This window comes from Pseudomonas sp. BO3-4, assembly GCF_034044115.1.
Lineage (GTDB): Bacteria > Pseudomonadota > Gammaproteobacteria > Pseudomonadales > Pseudomonadaceae > Aquipseudomonas > Aquipseudomonas alloputida.
Genome location: NZ_CP139018.1, coordinates 6,136,277 through 6,151,991, shown reverse-complemented (window position 1 = coordinate 6,151,991; position 15,715 = coordinate 6,136,277). Strand labels below are relative to the sequence as shown.

Genomic DNA, 15,715 nt, shown 5'->3' with positions numbered 1-15,715 from the left:
AATCGCAGCTACAGCATTTTCTCCAAGCCAACCGCCTTGCTGATCCAGGCATTGAGCCGCCGCCAGACCCCACCCGGCTCAGACGTCAGCACGTGCCGTTGGCCATTGTCCTCGGTCGCCCATACCAGCTTGTTACCTATCAGTTTCACCTGATAGCTCAGCGCAGGTGCCATACCCTGCTGGGCCAGCTCGCGGGTGTATTCGGCCAGCTCCGGGCTGTCCACCAGTACCCCGACCTCGGTGTTCCACAATACTGAGCGCGGGTCGAAGTTGAACGAGCCGATGAAGGTCTTGCGCCGGTCGAACACGATCGCCTTGGTGTGCAGGCTAGAATCCGAGCTGCCACGGAAACTCAATCGCCCCGCGCTGGGGTCGCCTGGCTGGCGGCGAAGCTCATAAAGCTGCACCCCGTGCTCAAGCAAGGCACGACGATAGGGGGCATAGCCTCCATGCACTGCCGGCACGTCGGTGGCTTCCAGCGAGTTGGTCAGCAGCTTCACCGAAACGCCAGCGTCGGCGCGGCCGGTCAGGTACAGCAGCCCCGGTTCGCCCGGTACAAAGTAGGCCGATGCCAGGACCAACTCGCGGTGCACGTTAGCCAGGTCCGGTGCCAGTTGCTGGCTCAGCAGTAATTGCGGGTCCGGTTCGTCTTCGGCCAACACCTTGCTGGGCGCATCCCATAGCGCCTGGGCGTGAGCCCAGATCAGCTCGTTGCGCCACACATCCAGGCGCGGCTGCGACTGGTAGGCCATCAAGCGGTCGTACAGGGCCTTGCGCTGGGTCCTGGCTTTGGCCAGCGACACTTCCAGGCGCTGGCGGCTGGCCCGCAGGTCGTTGGCATCCGGGTCATGCCAGAGGAAGTCGGTGATCGGCCGGCTGAGGGCGCTGTTCCAGTACTGGTCGAAGCTGTGCCCCAACTGCTCGGCTACCGGGCCCACGCCCAGCAGGTCGATGTCGGTGAAGTTGAGGTTGGGCTCGGCATCGAAATACTCGTCGCCCAGGTTGCGCCCGCCGACGATGGCCATGCTGTTGTCCACCAGGAACAGCTTGTTGTGCATGCGCCGGTGCTGGCGCGACAAGTTGAACAGCCGGCCCACGGCGCGCGTAACGCCGGTACTGCGCCCCAGATGCAGTGGGTTGAACACTCGAATCTGGATGTTCGGGTGGGCATTAAGGGTGCCCATGACGGTGTCCAGGCCGTCGCTGGTGGTGTCGTCGAGCAGGATGCGCACGCGCACGCCACGGTCGGCAGCGCGCAGCAGTTCATGCACAAGGGCGCGGGTACTGAGGCCGTCGTGGACGATGTAGTACTGCAGGTCGATGCTCGCCTGGGCGTTGCGTATCAGTTCGGCGCGGGCGCGAAATGCCTCGTTGCTGTTGGGCAGCAGGCGAAAGCCCGAGCGGCCGCCATAGGGCGCGGCTTGGCGCAGCACCGAGCGGCCAAAGGCCGAATCGTGGGCAGGCAACGCCTGACTGGTTTCGCGGGGCGCGCTGATGCTTGTGCAACCGGCAAGGCCGAGCAACAACACCAGCAGCAGAGGCAAGGCTCGCTGGAGTCTCAAGGGTGGACCGTCCTGTGCAGCAAGGGCTTTAGGGGTTTGACCGTGACGGGCGGCGCAAAGTTACGCGTCGGCGCTTTCGTCATCCAGTAGACGAAGGGCGGTTTCACCTACCTTACGCACGGAGGCTTCGATTTGCGGCGTTGGCCTGGCGGCGAAATTCATGCGCAGGCAGTGGCGGAACTTGCCCGAGGCCGAAAAAATGCTGCCCACGGCAACCTGCACGCCCTGCTCCAGTAAAGCGCGGTTCAGCCGAAGCGTATCGAGATGTTCGGGTAATTCCACCCACAGCATGAAGCCGCCCTGGGGCCGGCTCACCCGGGTGCCCGCCGGGAAGTAGCGGGTCACCCAGTCGCCCATCAGGTCGCGGCCACGCTGGTACTGGCTGCGCATGCGCCGCACATGGGGCTGGTAGTGGCCGCCGGCGATGAAGTCAGCGATGGCCAGCTGAGGCTGGCTGGCGGTGCTGCCGGTGCTGATGTACTTCATGTGCAGCACACGCTCCAGGTAGCGCCCGGGCGCCACCCAGCCGATCCGCAGGCCGGGCGCGAGGGTTTTGGAGAACGAACTGCAGAGCAGCACGCGGCCATCGTCGTCGAACGACTTCAGGGTGCGTGGGCGTGGGTAGGTATAGGCCAGGTCGCCGTACACATCGTCTTCCAGAATTGCCACGTCATAGCGTTGGGCGAGGCTCAACAGGGCCTTCTTGCGTGCCTCGGGCATGATGTAGCCCAGCGGGTTGTTGCAGTTGGGGGTGATCTGGATGAGCTTGATCGGCCACTGCTCCAGGGCCAGTTCCAGCGCCTCCAGGCTGATGCCGGTGACCGGGTCCGTGGGGATTTCCAGCGCTTTCATGCCCAAGCCTTTGAGGGTTTGCATGGCGCCGTGGAAGCTGGGCGAGTCGACCGCGACGATGTCGCCTGGCTCGCAGACCGCGCGGATGCTGCATGACAGCGCCTCATGGCAGCCGGTGGTGATCACCAGGTCGGCCGGCCCCAGGCGGCAGCCGGAGTCGAGCATCAGCCGGGCCACCTGTTCGCGCAGGGCCAGGTTACCGTGGATGTTGTCGTAGTACAGGCCAGGCATGTCCTGGCGTCGGCTCAACTGGGCAAGGCTGCGCAGCAGCGGCTTCAGGGTAGGGCTGTCGATGTCGGGCATGCCGCGGCCGAGTTGCACCACATCCTGGCGCGGCGTACTGCGCACCAGCTCCAGCACGTGTTCCCACTGCGAGATGTCCACCGGGCGCTGGGCCGGGCGGCTAACTGCGGGCAGTGCCGGCAACTGCCGTTGGTCGCTGACGAAGTAGCCGGACTTGGGCCGCGGCGAGACCATACCGCTGTCTTCGAGTATGCGATAGGCCTGCTGCACGGTGCTCAGGCTGACCCCGTGCTCCTCACTCAGTGCGCGCACGGACGGCAGGCGCTGGCCGGGGCGATAGAGCCCCTGCTCGATGCGGGCGCCGAGTATTTCGGCGAGATTCAGGTAGAGGGTCACGGCATACTCCTGCGCTGCATTGGCATAGCGACCGGTACAGTTGGCCCGAAAATACAGCATTCAGTCGGCCAGCGGCCAATTCTGTATGGGAATAATAAGGCTGTATTGGATCTGTATTGTCGAGGGTGCCGACGCGCATGCTTTCTCCACGGTAACCACTGAACGGGAGGATGCGGTGATGGGTGGCATGAGCGATGTGCGCTTGCAACTGTTGGCCAAGGAACTGGAAGCCGGGCAGCAGGCCAAGGTGTTCAACGCGCCAGAGGGTTTGGGGCGTTGGGGGCTGATGCTGCATCGCTGGCATACCCGCAGGGCGTTGCTGCAGCTGACCGATGACGAGTTGCACGATGTCGGGCTGAGCTGGGAGCAGGCCCGGATAGAAGGGCGGAAACCCTTCTGGAAGGACTGACACGGTGGTCGCTGAAGGGCCTGTTGTGCCCCAGACTTGAAACTTGCTCCGACCCCGTGGGAGCGGGCATGCCCGCGAAGCAGGCGTCGCGGAGGATGGCACGGGCTTCGCCCGTGTTCGCGGGCACGCCCGCTCCCACAGGGGGCTAGTCAGCTCTTAGATTTTAAGCAAGACAGTTGCTGCCACAAGGATGGGGACTTTCAGGCCAGCTCTTTGAGGCGATGCCACAGCATCCCCAGCGCCAGCAGTGGCGAGCGCAGGTGCTTGCCGCCAGGGAAGGTGATGTGCGGCACCTTGTTGAAAAGGTCGAAGCACCCGCTTTCCTGGCCACTGATGGCTTCACCCAGCAGGCGTGCGGCCAGGTGGGTGGCGTTGAGCCCATGGCCCGAGTAGGCCTGGGCGTAATACACGTTCGGCTGGCTGGCCAGGCGGCCAACCTGCGGCAGGCGATTGGCACCAATGCCGATCATGCCACCCCACTGGTAGTCGATGCGCACGTCGGCAAGCTGCGGGAACACCTTGAGCATCTTTGGCCGCATGTAGGCGGCGATGTCCTTCGGGTCGCGGCCTGAATAGTGGCAGGCACCGCCAAACAGCAGGCGGTGGTCGGCGGACAGGCGGTAGTAGTCCAGCGCCACGCGCTGGTCACACACCGCCATATTCTGCGGCAGCAATGTGCGTGCGCGTTCTTCGCCCAGCGGCTCGGTGGCGATGATGTAGCTGCCGGCCGGCAGTACCTTGCCGCCCAGCTCGCGGTTGAGGTCGTTGTGGTAGGCGTTGCAGCACAGTACCAGGGTCTTGGCGCGTACCCGGCCTTGGGCAGTATGCACCTGCACTTCTGTGCCGTAGTCGATGCGGGTGACTTCGGATTGCTCGAACAACTTCACGCCCAGGCGGGCGGCTGCGGCGGCTTCACCCAGTGCCAGATTGAGCGGATGCAGATGCCCGGAGCCCATGTCGACCAACCCGCCCACGTAGCAATCGGCACCGACCACGCTGTGGATATCGTCCTTGCCGACCAGCCGCAGCTCATGTGCATAGCCCAGACTGCGCAGGTCCTCGGCGTCTTGGGCAAAGCCCAGCAGCTCGGCGGGTTTGTTGGCCAGGTCGCAGTAGCCCCAGGCCAGGTCGCAGGCGATGGCATGCTTTTCAATCCGCTCGCGCACGATCTGTACGGCCTCCAGGCCCATCAGTTTCATGGTGCGCACGCCTTCTTCGCCGATGACCGGGAGGAACTGCTCCAGACCATGGCCGACCCCTCGGATCAGTTGCCCGCCATTGCGCCCACTGGCGCCCCAGCCAAGTTTGCGCGCTTCCAGCAGGATGACCGAGAAACCACGCTCGGCCAGCTCGATGGCTGTGTTCAGGCCGGAGTAGCCGCCGCCGATGATGCACACGTCAGCGTTGTGTTCGCCTTGCAGGAAGGCGTGGTCGGGGTGTGGCGCGCTGCTGGCGGCGTAATAGGAGGCGGCGTGCTGCGCGCTGTGGATCATTGGGGCGGCCCTGAAAAATGGAGGGGGGACGAGGATAAGCTGTGCCATCGCGGCCGGGCAACCAGCGAGGGCTTCATGCTCGTTCGCGGGTGAGCCCGCGAATAAGCCTATAATCCAATCACTTTTGTCAGCTTGTATCCCGTCATGTCCTGTAACCGCCACAAGATCCACTTCCTGCGCGAACTCATCCCCTCTTTCGAGTGCGAGCCCGGCTGCCACGACTGCTGCGGCCCGGTCACCACCTCGGCGGAGGAAATGGCCCGCCTGCCGCGCAAGTCCCAGGCCGAGCAGGACGCTGCTCTGGAGCGTCTGGACTGCGTGCACCTGGGCCCCAACGGCTGCACGGTGTATGAAGAGCGGCCGATGATCTGCCGGCTGTTCGGTACCACCCCGCGCATGGCCTGCCCGCGGGGTCGTGGCCCTGAACCGATGATCGACCCCGCCGCTGAACAGTTGGTCCACCAGTTCATTGCCACCACCCGCCAGGTGCTGGTCTAGCCTCAGTCCGGGATCGGCAGGCAGAGGCTCTCCTTCACCTCTTCCATCACGATGTAGCTCTTCGATTCGCGCACGTGCGGCAGTTTCAGCAGGATGTCGCCGAGCAGCTTGCGGTACGAGGCCATTTCCGAAATACGCGCTTTCACCAGGTAGTCGAAGTCGCCCGACACCAGGTGGCATTCCAGCACGTGGGGCAGCTTCAAAACCGCGCGGCGGAACTCCTCGAAGGTATCGCCCGACTTGTAGTCCAGGCTGATTTCCACGAACACCAGCAGGCTGCCCTTGAGGTGCTGCGGGTTCAGGCGGGCGTTGTAGCCCATGATGATGCCCTCGCGCTCCAGGCGGCGAACCCGCTCGGTGCAAGGGGTGGTGGACAGCCCAACTTTCTCGCCCAGTTCGGTGAAGGAAATACGCCCGTCATTCTGCAGGATACGCAGGATGTTGCGGTCGATCTTGTCCAGTTCACGCTTGGTCTGGTGCTGGGTTCTCATAGGGGATGCCCCTCCGTGAAAGGCGATTTTGCCGAGAATTCTCGCCAATAATAGGCTTTTATATAGTGAATTGCACTGGTCTCAAATTCCTATACTGCGCCCATTCATGCCATTTCAATAAAAGTGTGCGGCGCGCCGCGTGTGAGGGATAAAACGATGCGAGTTCTGGTACTTGGTAGCGGTGTAATCGGAACCGCCAGTGCCTACTACCTGGCCCGGCAAGGTTTCGAAGTCACGGTGGTCGACCGCCAGCCGGCGGTGGCCATGGAAACCAGCTTTGCCAACGCCGGCCAGATCTCGCCCGGCTATGCCTCACCCTGGGCTGCCCCTGGTGTACCGCTCAAAGCCATCAAATGGCTGCTGGAGCGTCACGCCCCCTTGGCCATCAAGCTCACGGGCGACGTCGACCAGTACCTGTGGATGGCACAGATGCTGCGCAACTGCACCGCCAGCCGTTACGCGGTGAACAAGGAGCGTATGGTGCGCCTGTCCGAGTACAGCCGTGACTGCCTCGACGAGCTGCGCGCCGAAACTGGCATCAACTACGAAAACCGCAGCCTGGGCACCACCCAGCTGTTCCGCACCCAGGCCCAGGTCGATGCTGCGGCCAAGGACATTGCCGTACTCGAACAGTCCGGTGTGCCCTACGAGTTGCTCGACCGCGACGGCATTGCCCGCGTCGAACCCGCCCTGGCCGGCGTGAAAGATATCCTGGCCGGCGCCCTGCGCCTGCCGAACGACCAGACTGGCGACTGCCAGCTGTTTACCACCAAGCTCGCCGACATGGCGTTGAAGCTGGGCGTGGAGTTCCGCTTCGGCCAGGACATCCAGCGCCTGGACTTCGCCGGTGACCGCATCAATGGCGTGTGGATCGACGGCAAGCTGGAGACGGCAGACCGCTACGTGCTGGCGCTGGGCAGCTACTCGCCACAGATGCTCAAGCCGTTGGGCATCAAGGCTCCGGTGTACCCGCTGAAAGGTTATTCGCTGACCGTGCCGATCACCAACGCCGACATGGCTCCGACCTCGACCATTCTCGACGAGACCTACAAGGTTGCGATCACCCGTTTCGATAACCGCATCCGCGTTGGCGGGATGGCTGAAATCGCCGGCTTTGACCTGTCGCTGAACCCGCGCCGGCGCGAAACACTGGAGATGATCGTCAACGACCTTTATCCTCGCGGCGGTGACTTGAGCCAGGCCAGCTTCTGGACCGGCCTGCGCCCGGCGACCCCGGACGGCACGCCGATCGTGGGTGCCACGGGGTTCCGCAACCTGTTCCTGAACACCGGTCACGGTACCTTGGGCTGGACCATGGCGTGCGGTTCCGGTCGCTTGCTGGCCGACCTGATTGCGCGCAAGAAGCCGCAGATCAGTGCCGAAGGCCTGGATATCTCCCGGTATGGCAACAGCCGGGAAGTGGCCAAGCACGGGCAAAGCGCGCCGGCTCACCAGCAGTAATAGCCTGTGCCGGCCCATTCGCGGGCTTGCCCGCTCCCACAGGAACACCACCGCTTTTGAAAGCTGTGCACGACCTGTGGGAGCGGGCAAGCCCGCGAAGAATCCACCACCGATTTCAACCCGAACCACCATAAGGCAGCCGCCATGCGTCCCGCCCGCGCCCTGATCGACCTCCAGGCCCTGCGCCACAACTACCGTCTGGCCCGTGAACTGACCGGTGCCAAAGCCCTCGCCGTGATCAAGGCCGACGCCTATGGCCACGGCGCCGTGCGCTGCGCCCTGGCCTTGGAGGCCGAGGCCGACGGCTTTGCGGTGGCCTGCATCGAGGAGGCACTGGAACTGCGCGCCGCCGGTATCAATGCCCCGGTGCTGCTGCTGGAAGGTTTTTTCGAAGCCAGCGAACTGGCACTGATCGCCGAGCACGACCTGTGGTGCGTGGTGCACTCGCTGTGGCAGCTGGAAGCCATCGAGAAAACCCCGCTGCACAAACCGCTCACCGTCTGGCTGAAGCTGGACAGTGGCATGCACCGCGTTGGCCTGCACCCCAAGGACTACCACGATGCCTACCAGCGACTGCTGGCCAGTGGCAAGGTTTCGCGCATCGTGTTGATGAGCCACTTCGCTCGCGCCGACGAACTGGACGCTGACGCTACCGCCCAGCAAATTGCCGTGTTCGAAGCTGCCCGACAGGGCCTGGCCGCCGAATGCAGCCTGCGTAACTCACCCGGCGTGCTGGGCTGGCCGCAAGCGCCCAGCGACTGGGTACGCCCAGGCCTGATGCTGTACGGCGCCACGCCGTTCGAAGTGACGCAGGCTGAGGCCGCACGCCTGCAACCGGTGATGACCCTGCAATCGCGGGTGATCAGCGTGCGCGAGCTGCCTGCCGGCGAGCCGGTGGGCTATGGTGCCAAGTTCGTCAGCCCTCGGCCGACCCGCGTGGGTGTGGTCGCCATGGGCTATGCCGATGGCTACCCGCGCCAGGCGCCCAACGGCACCCCAGTGCTGGTCGCCGGCAAGCGTACCCAGCTGATCGGCCGGGTGTCGATGGACATGCTCAGCATCGACCTCACCGACGTACCGCAAGCCACTGTCGGCAGCCCGGTCGAACTCTGGGGCAAGCAGGTGCTGGCCAGTGAAGTGGCCGCGCAGGCGGGCACCATTCCGTACCAGATCTTCTGCAACCTGAAGCGAGTACCACGGGACTACGTCGGCGAATGAGACGCTGAAGCGGACAGGTTGGGGGCGGTGTGTTGTAAATACTGAACGGCATTGCCATGATATCGTTCACATCCACCCCCCTTTCACCGTTTCAGGAGGCTCCAGCTTTGGACGTCGGCGAACGACTGCAAGCCATCCGCAAGCTCAAGGGCCTGTCGCAGCGCGAACTCGCCAAGCGTGCTGGCGTGACCAACAGCACCATCTCGATGATCGAGAAGAACAGCGTAAGCCCCTCTATCAGCTCGCTGCGCAAAGTGCTGAGCGGCATTCCCATGTCCATGGTCGAATTCTTTTCGGTCGAGCTGGAGCCGCAAAGCCCGACTCAGATCGTCTACAAGGCCCACGAGCTGATCGATATCTCGGACGGTGCGGTGACCATGAAGCTGGTGGGCAAGTCGCACCCCAACCGTGCCATCGCTTTTCTGACCGAGGTGTACCCGCCAGGTGCGGACACCGGTGCCGAGATGCTGACCCACGACGGCGAGGAGACCGGTATCCTGCTTGAAGGCCGCCTGGAACTGGTGGTCGGCAACGAGATTTTCGTTCTCGAAGAAGGCGACAGCTACTACTTCGAAAGCACCCGCCCGCACCGCTTCCGCAACCCATTCGACCAGCCGGCGCGGCTGATCAGTGCGGCGACGCCTTCAAACTTTTGATCCAGCGCAGTGCATTGATTCGGCAATACCCCTTTCCTGTGTGGGGTCGTTTCACGGCCTCTGGGTTCCCGCTATACTTTTCAACGCTCGCCGATCCGTGGCCGCGAGCGTGATTAGCCACCATGAGGGTGTTCGCGTGAATCAAATCAAGAAGATGCTGGCCGTACCAGCAGCCGTATTCGCCCTCTGGGCAATGAGCGCAACCGCTGCGACCAATGACGACATCGCCAAACGCCTGGAGCCGGTTGGCCAGGTGTGTGTCCAGGGCCAGGAGTGCAAAGGCATGGAAGTGGCCGCTGCAGCGGGTGGCGGGGGAGCCAAGACGCCGGATGAAATCATCGCCAAGCACTGCAATGCCTGCCATGGCAGCGGCTTGCTCGGCGCGCCTAAAATTGGTGACACCGCCGCGTGGAAAGAACGCGCCGACCACCAGGGCGGCCTGGATGGCATCCTGGCCAAGGCCATTACAGGCATCAACGCCATGCCGCCAAAGGGCACCTGTGCAGACTGCTCGGATGAAGACCTGAAAGGGGCGATCAAGAAAATGTCCGGGTTGTGATTTACAGCTGAATTGCATGAGGCCCGCCGTTGATGGCGGGCTTTGTTTTTGTGATGCCTGCGCTGGCCCTTTCGCGGGCTTGCCCGCTCCCACAGGCACAGCACAGGATTCAAGGCAGTGAGGCCCCTGTAGGGCTTTAGCCGCAAAAGGGCAGGCGCAGGCTGTCAAATCGTCAGCGTCAAAACCATGGATATCCCAGGAGGCCCCAATGGGTCTGAGTCTGATCCATGAAAACTAGCATTTTTACCAGTTCTATTTTTCGGAGGGGTGGAGAACACTCAAGTTTCTGATTGCGGTGGTGGTTAACAATGGACCCGGAAATCGTGAGCAATAACTGTACTGAGCAGGATGCAGCCGCTCGAGCACTGCCGCAAAGGCTCATCTCCGGCAGCGCTATTCGGCCTCTGCCCTATTCGCCTTATGGCTATCTCTCGACGTCCCACAGCATGCTCGGTTTTAATGGTGGCCGACAGGACCCTGTTACCGGCTGTTATCTACTGGGTAACGGTCGTCGAGCATTCAACCCATCATTGATGCGCTTCATTAGCCCCGACAGCATGAGCCCGTTCGCAGCGGGTGGTCTGAACTCATATGCCTACTGTCTAGGGGATCCGGTAAACCGGGAAGATCCGAGTGGTTATTTCTCTTTATTCAAACCTATCTCGCGATTGTTCAGGTATTTTTTTCCAAAGAAAAAGCCTACGACGTCTGGTACGTTGCAACGGGCGATTGTTGTTGAAACCGAAGTAATTACCAAGACCTACAGTGATATACCTTCCGATACAAAGATCAAAGTGGTCAAATCGCTGAAAAGTGTGCCGGATGGCTATGTATTGAGGATGGTGCATGGCACTCAGAAAAAGCATGTTCAATCATTGTTGAGCGGGCTCGATCCTGGCTATGCAAAGAATGGATCCTACGGCGCGCACGTTTATGGCACAACGAATATTGATGCGGCCAGCAACTACACAGGCCAGGACGGATCTATAGTAGGGTTTTACGTCCATGAGTCTGAATCCTGGGTCCGCGGTAAGGACTATTGGTATGTTCATAAAAATGCGATAGCGATCGATAAGAGCGCGTATCACAAGGTTCATGTGAGCGAAGAAGTGGTATTTCCATTTTTAATTAGTAAGACGCTTAAAGTAATGTGGGGTTGACCAGCGTTTGCCCTAGGCAACCAACCCGCTTGAGCTCATGTCCAACCCCTGAACCCACGGATGTTTCAGGAGGCTCTGATGCACCTCTGCGCCATCGACCAGGCTGTCGAGCAGGTCTTGTCCCGGCTGCCAGCCCATATCCACATGGGCCTGCCTTTGGGCCTGGGCAAACCCAATGCCTTCGTCAACGCGCTTTACGCCCGCGTACGCGAGCTGCCCGAACGGCGCCTGACCATCTATACCGCACTTTCCCTCGGCCGCCCGCCACTGGGCGATGGCCTGCAGCGGCGCTTTCTCGAACCCTTTGTCGAGCGAGTCTTCGCTGACTATGAAGAGCTCAGTTACCTCGCAGACCTGCGCAACGACACGTTGCCACCCAATATTCGGGTCGAACAGTTCTTCATGCAGCCCGGCAGCCTGCTGCACAGCGAATCGGCGCAGCAGGACTACGTCAGCAGCAACTACAGCCATGCCGCACGGGATATCAACGCCAAAGGCCTGAACCTGATCGCCCAGTTGGTGGCCGCCACCCCTGAAAAGCCCGTGCACCTGAGCCTGGCCTGCAACCCAGACATCACCCTCGACCTGCTGCCGATGATCGCCAAGCGCCGCGCTGCAGGCGAAACCATCCTCATGCTGGGCCAGGTGCATGCCGAACTGCCCTACATGCCAGGCGATGCCGAGCTGCCCATCGATGCCTTCGACCTGCTGCTCGATGAAGTCGAGCAACGTCGGCTGTTTTCCACACCAAACATGCCGGTCGGCATTCAGGACCACTGCATCGGCCTGCACGCCAGCAGCCTGGTACGCGATGGCGGTACGCTGCAGATCGGCATTGGTGCCATGGGCGATGCAGTTGCGGCGGCATTGCTGGCACGTCAGGGCGACAACGCCGGTTACCGAGCGGTGCTCAAGGCGCTGGATGTCGGACCGTGGCAGGCGTTGATCGAGCGAGAAGGGGGCCTGGACACCCTTACCCACGGCTTGTACGGCTGCAGCGAGATGTTCGTCAACGGCCTGCTGGTGCTGGCCGAAGCAGGGCTGCTACGACGCCCGGCGGACGAGCAGGGCGCAATACTGCATGGTGGCTTTTTCCTAGGCCCGCAAGCGTTCTACCAGCGCTTGCGCGAGATGCCGCTGGAGCAGCGCGCGCAGTTTGCCATGACCCGTATCAGCTTCATCAACGAGCTCTATGGGCAGGAGGCGCTCAAGCGCCGACAACGTCGTGATGCGCGCTTCATCAACACCGCGTTTGGCATGACCCTGCTCGGCGCCGGGGTGGCCGACCAGCTGGAAGACGGCCGCGTGCTCAGTGGCGTGGGCGGGCAGTACAACTTCGTTGCCCAGGGCCATGCGCTGGAGGGCGGGCGTTCGATCCTGCTCTTGCGCAGCTGGCGCGAGGCAGGCGGGGAGGTGACCTCGAACCTGTTCTGGACCTATGGCCACTGCACCATTCCCCGGCACCTGCGCGATATCGTGGTGACCGAGTACGGCATTGCTGACTTGCGTGGGCAGACTGATAGCGAAGTGATTGCGCGGTTGTTGGCGGTGAGCGATTCGCGGTTCCAGCCGGGCCTGATCAAGCAGGCCAAAGACGCTGGCAAGCTTGCCGACGACTTTCAGCTGGAGGCGCGCTTTACCGACAATACCCCGCAACGCCTGGAGGCGATCAGGGCACAGCATGCGCGGCTGTTCCCGGAGTATCCGATGGGCACGGACTTTACGGCCGAGGAGCGGGATCTGTTGCGGGCGCTGAACTGGTTGAAGAGCAAGTTCAAGCTGAGCGAGGTGCTGGAGCTGGGCAAGGCAGCGTTGGATGCACCGGGGCCGGAAGGGTATGAGCGGCATCTGGCGCGGATGGGGCTGGAGGTTCCGCAAGGGTTGAAAGAGGAGCTTTATCAGCGGCTACTGCTGGCAGGGTTACAGGCGACAGGATAATCGTTTGCGCACACTGGCCCCATATAGGAGCGGGTTTACCCGCGAATGCGATATTGAATCTGCCATCGCATTCGCAGGTAAACCCGTTCCTACGCCGGGGCGGTGAGGCCTTATTCGATGAAGCTGACCACACCACCTTCCAGCGACTTCACCCGGGCCAGCGATTCAACGCGGTAGCCCTGGCTGTCCAGTTCGGCACGGCCGCCCTGGAACGACTTCTCGATCACGATACCCAGGCCCGCCACGGTGGCACCTGCCTGCTTGATGATCGAGATCAGCGCCTGCGAGGCTTTGCCGTTGGCCAGGAAGTCGTCGATCACCAGCACGCGGTCGCTGCTGTTGAGGTGACGCGGCGAGATGGCCACGGTGTTCTCGGTCTGCTTGGTGAAGGAATACACCGAGGCGGTCAGCAGGTTCTCGGTCAGGGTCAGCGACTGGTGCTTGCGAGCGAAGATGACCGGCACACCCAGTTTCAGACCGGTCATCACCGCCGGGGCAATGCCCGAGGCTTCGATGGTGACGATCTTGGTCACGCCGGCATCGGCGAACAGGCGGGCAAACTCGTCACCGATCAGCTGCATCAGCGCCGGATCGATCTGGTGGTTGAGAAACGCGTCGACTTTGAGAACCTGATCGGAAAGCACGATGCCTTCTTCGCGAATCTTCTGATGCAGTGCTTCCACTGTGATTTCCTCGATGTAACAAAGGTTGCCGCTGGAGGCGGCAAAGTTAAAGAGTAATGGTTGATCAGCGTTTGAGCATTGCCCGGATATCGGCCAGGGCGTTGTTGCCGCGAGCGGCCTTCACCTCGACCGGCGCATCGTCAAGGCCCTCCCAGGCCAGGTCGTCCGGTGGCAGTTCGTCGAGGAACCGGCTGGGCGTGCAGTCGATGATTTCACCGTACTGCTTGCGCTTGGCGGCGAAGGTGAAGGCCAGGGTCTGGCGCGCGCGGGTGATACCCACGTAGGCCAGGCGGCGTTCCTCTTCGATGGTGTCGGCCTCGATGCTGGAGCGGTGCGGGAGGATTTCCTCTTCCATGCCCATGATGAACACGTAGGGGAATTCCAGGCCCTTTGAGGCATGCAGGGTCATCATCTGCACACCTTCGGCGTTCTCTTCTTCTTCCTGCTGGCGCTCGAGCATGTCGCGCAGCACCAGCTTGCCGATGGCGTCCTCGATGGTCATGTCACCCTCTTCGTCCTTCTCGAGGGTGTTCTTCAGCGCTTCGACCAGGAACCAGACGTTGCTGATGCGGAACTCGGCAGCTTTGTCGCTGGCGGTCTGCTGGCGGATCCAGTTCTCGTAGTCGATGTCGCGGATCATCTCGTGCAGTGCGGCAATCGGGTCTTCCAGGGCAACCTTGTGGCGCACCCCGTCCAGCCAGTGCTTGAAACGCTGCAAGCGCTCGGTGTAGCGCGCGTCAAGGTGCTCGCCCAGGCCCAGCTCTTCGCTGGCGGCGTACATCGAAATGCCGCGCTCGGTGGCGTAGTTGCCGAGCTTTTCCAGGGTGGTGGAGCCGATCTCGCGGCGCGGCACGTTGATTACCCGCAGGTAGGCGTTGTCATCGTCCGGGTTCACCAGCAGGCGCAGGTAGGCCATCAGGTCCTTGACCTCCTGGCGGCCGAAGAAGCTGTTACCGCCCGACAGGCGATACGGCACCTGGTGGTGCTGCAGCTTCAGTTCGATCAGCTTGGCCTGGTAGTTGCCGCGGTAAAGGATGGCAAAGTCGCTGTACGGGCGGTTGGTGCGCAGGTGCAAGGTGAGGATTTCCATGGCCACGCGTTCGGCCTCGGCTTCCTCGTTCTTGCAGCGGATCACGCGGATCTCGTCGCCCACGCCCATTTCGCTCCACAGCTGCTTTTCGAACGCATGCGGATTGTTGGCGATCAACACGTTGGCGCAGCGCAGGATGCGGCTGGTGGAGCGGTAGTTCTGTTCGAGCATGACGATCTTCAGGGAGGGGTAGTCCTCCTTGAGCAGCATCAGGTTCTCGGGGCGTGCACCACGCCAGGCGTAGATCGACTGGTCGTCGTCGCCCACCACGGTGAACTGGTTGCGCATGCCGATCAGCATTTTTACCAGCAGGTACTGGCTGGCGTTGGTGTCCTGGTATTCGTCCACCAGCAGGTAACGCACGCGGTTCTGCCAGCGCTCCAGCACCTCGGGGTGCTCCTGGAACAGCTTGACCGGCTGCAGGATCAGGTCGTCGAAGTCCACCGCGTTGAACGCCTTGAGCGTGCGCTGATAGTGGGTGTAGACGATGGCGGCGGTCTGCTCGCGCGGGTTGCGCGCCTTTTCCAGGGCTTCTGGCGGCAGGACCAGGTCGTTCTTCCAGGCACCGATCATGTTCTTGATCTCGTCGATGCCGTCGTCGCCGGAGTATTCCTTCTGCATGATGTCCGACAGCAACGCCTTGATGTCGGACTCGTCGAAGATCGAGAAACCCGGCTTGTAGCCCAGGCGCTCGTGTTCCTTGCGGATGATGTTCAGGCCCAGGTTGTGGAACGTACACACGGTCAGGCCACGGCCTTCCCCCGGGCGCAGCAAGGTGGCGACCCGCTCCTTCATCTCGCGCGCGGCCTTGTTGGTGAAGGTCATCGCCACGATGTACTGGGCGCGGATGCCGCAGTTCTGGATGAGGTGGGCAATCTTGCGCGTGATCACGCTGGTCTTGCCCGAACCTGCACCGGCGAGCACCAAAAGAGGGCCGCCGACATAGTCACGGGCTTCCTGCTGCCGGGGATTGAGTCGGGACATGCTAGAAACCGGGGGTCGCCAG

The 15,715-nt window shown here is 62.2% G+C and carries 14 protein-coding genes; 8 read left to right on the top strand and 6 right to left on the bottom strand.

Annotated features, from left to right (window positions below; translation table 11 throughout):
• Nucleotides 1–8: 8 nt before the first annotated feature.
• Nucleotides 9–1,562: a phospholipase D family protein gene (locus REH59_RS28055; protein ID WP_019752787.1), complete on the bottom strand. Its 1,554-nt coding sequence runs from the start codon at nt 1,560–1,562 to the stop codon at nt 9–11.
• A gap of 60 nt (nt 1,563–1,622) precedes the next feature.
• Nucleotides 1,623–3,053: a PLP-dependent aminotransferase family protein gene (locus tag REH59_RS28050; protein ID WP_003253513.1), complete on the bottom strand. Its 1,431-nt coding sequence runs from the start codon at nt 3,051–3,053 to the stop codon at nt 1,623–1,625.
• A 178-nt stretch (nt 3,054–3,231) separates the two neighbouring features.
• On the opposite strand from REH59_RS28050, the gene REH59_RS28045 reads away from it, so the two are divergent.
• Nucleotides 3,232–3,462 (top strand): DUF1127 domain-containing protein, encoded by a 231-nt coding sequence (locus REH59_RS28045; RefSeq protein ID WP_014860509.1) that lies wholly within the window; start codon nt 3,232–3,234, stop codon nt 3,460–3,462.
• Nucleotides 3,463–3,662: 200 nt separating this feature from the next.
• On the opposite strand, the gene REH59_RS28040 is transcribed toward REH59_RS28045, so the two are convergent.
• Nucleotides 3,663–4,955 (bottom strand): NAD(P)/FAD-dependent oxidoreductase, encoded by a 1,293-nt coding sequence (locus tag REH59_RS28040; RefSeq protein WP_014860508.1) that lies wholly within the window; start codon nt 4,953–4,955, stop codon nt 3,663–3,665.
• Between the two features lie 144 nt (nt 4,956–5,099).
• Here REH59_RS28040 and REH59_RS28035 point away from each other — a divergent pair, with 144 nt between their 5' ends.
• On the top strand, nt 5,100–5,453 hold the full coding sequence (locus REH59_RS28035; protein WP_003253518.1) for a YkgJ family cysteine cluster protein: 354 nt from the start codon (nt 5,100–5,102) through the stop codon (nt 5,451–5,453).
• Nucleotides 5,454–5,455: 2 nt separating this feature from the next.
• Here the strand turns inward: REH59_RS28035 and REH59_RS28030 are convergent, their stop codons facing one another.
• On the bottom strand, nt 5,456–5,944 hold the full coding sequence (locus REH59_RS28030; RefSeq protein ID WP_003253520.1) for an Lrp/AsnC ligand binding domain-containing protein: 489 nt from the start codon (nt 5,942–5,944) through the stop codon (nt 5,456–5,458).
• A 156-nt stretch (nt 5,945–6,100) separates the two neighbouring features.
• Between REH59_RS28030 and dadA the strand changes: the two genes are divergently transcribed.
• From dadA to REH59_RS28000, 6 genes are all read left to right on the top strand, one after another.
• Nucleotides 6,101–7,405, top strand: a complete 1,305-nt coding sequence (dadA, locus tag REH59_RS28025; RefSeq protein WP_012054090.1) for a D-amino acid dehydrogenase — start codon at nt 6,101–6,103, stop codon at nt 7,403–7,405.
• A gap of 144 nt (nt 7,406–7,549) precedes the next feature.
• Nucleotides 7,550–8,623, top strand: coding sequence for an alanine racemase (gene alr, locus REH59_RS28020; protein WP_014860507.1), 1,074 nt, complete (start codon nt 7,550–7,552; stop codon nt 8,621–8,623).
• A 107-nt stretch (nt 8,624–8,730) separates the two neighbouring features.
• Nucleotides 8,731–9,279, top strand: a complete 549-nt coding sequence (locus REH59_RS28015; protein WP_003253526.1) for a cupin domain-containing protein — start codon at nt 8,731–8,733, stop codon at nt 9,277–9,279.
• A 154-nt stretch (nt 9,280–9,433) separates the two neighbouring features.
• On the top strand, nt 9,434–9,838 hold the full coding sequence (locus REH59_RS28010) for a c-type cytochrome (protein WP_033723760.1): 405 nt from the start codon (nt 9,434–9,436) through the stop codon (nt 9,836–9,838).
• 308 nt (nt 9,839–10,146) lie between these two features.
• On the top strand, nt 10,147–10,998 hold the full coding sequence (locus REH59_RS28005) for an RHS repeat-associated core domain-containing protein (protein ID WP_014860506.1): 852 nt from the start codon (nt 10,147–10,149) through the stop codon (nt 10,996–10,998).
• Nucleotides 10,999–11,076: 78 nt separating this feature from the next.
• Nucleotides 11,077–12,936: an acetyl-CoA hydrolase/transferase C-terminal domain-containing protein gene (locus REH59_RS28000; RefSeq protein WP_014860505.1), complete on the top strand. Its 1,860-nt coding sequence runs from the start codon at nt 11,077–11,079 to the stop codon at nt 12,934–12,936.
• 110 nt (nt 12,937–13,046) lie between these two features.
• Here REH59_RS28000 and REH59_RS27995 read toward each other — a convergent pair whose 3' ends face one another.
• A complete protein-coding gene (locus REH59_RS27995) occupies nt 13,047–13,619 on the bottom strand; it encodes a xanthine phosphoribosyltransferase (protein ID WP_003253535.1) in 573 nt (190 codons plus the stop codon).
• A 64-nt stretch (nt 13,620–13,683) separates the two neighbouring features.
• The gene (gene rep, locus REH59_RS27990; RefSeq protein WP_003253537.1) at nt 13,684–15,693 is read right to left on the bottom strand and encodes a DNA helicase Rep; all 2,010 of its coding nucleotides are present in this window, start codon (nt 15,691–15,693) and stop codon (nt 13,684–13,686) included.
• Between the last annotated feature and the right edge of the window lie 22 nt (nt 15,694–15,715).

Coding starts and splice junctions, on each gene's coding strand:
- REH59_RS28045 (WP_014860509.1), top strand. CDS start 3,232: ATGGGTGGCATGAGCGATGTGCGCTTGCAACTGTTGGCCAAGGAACTG.
- REH59_RS28040 (WP_014860508.1), bottom strand. CDS start 4,955: ATGATCCACAGCGCGCAGCACGCCGCCTCCTATTACGCCGCCAGCAGC.
- REH59_RS28035 (WP_003253518.1), top strand. CDS start 5,100: ATGTCCTGTAACCGCCACAAGATCCACTTCCTGCGCGAACTCATCCCC.
- REH59_RS28030 (WP_003253520.1), bottom strand. CDS start 5,944: ATGAGAACCCAGCACCAGACCAAGCGTGAACTGGACAAGATCGACCGC.
- dadA (WP_012054090.1), top strand. CDS start 6,101: ATGCGAGTTCTGGTACTTGGTAGCGGTGTAATCGGAACCGCCAGTGCC.
- alr (WP_014860507.1), top strand. CDS start 7,550: ATGCGTCCCGCCCGCGCCCTGATCGACCTCCAGGCCCTGCGCCACAAC.
- REH59_RS28010 (WP_033723760.1), top strand. CDS start 9,434: ATGCTGGCCGTACCAGCAGCCGTATTCGCCCTCTGGGCAATGAGCGCA.
- REH59_RS28005 (WP_014860506.1), top strand. CDS start 10,147: ATGGACCCGGAAATCGTGAGCAATAACTGTACTGAGCAGGATGCAGCC.
- REH59_RS28000 (WP_014860505.1), top strand. CDS start 11,077: ATGCACCTCTGCGCCATCGACCAGGCTGTCGAGCAGGTCTTGTCCCGG.
- rep (WP_003253537.1), bottom strand. CDS start 15,693: ATGTCCCGACTCAATCCCCGGCAGCAGGAAGCCCGTGACTATGTCGGC.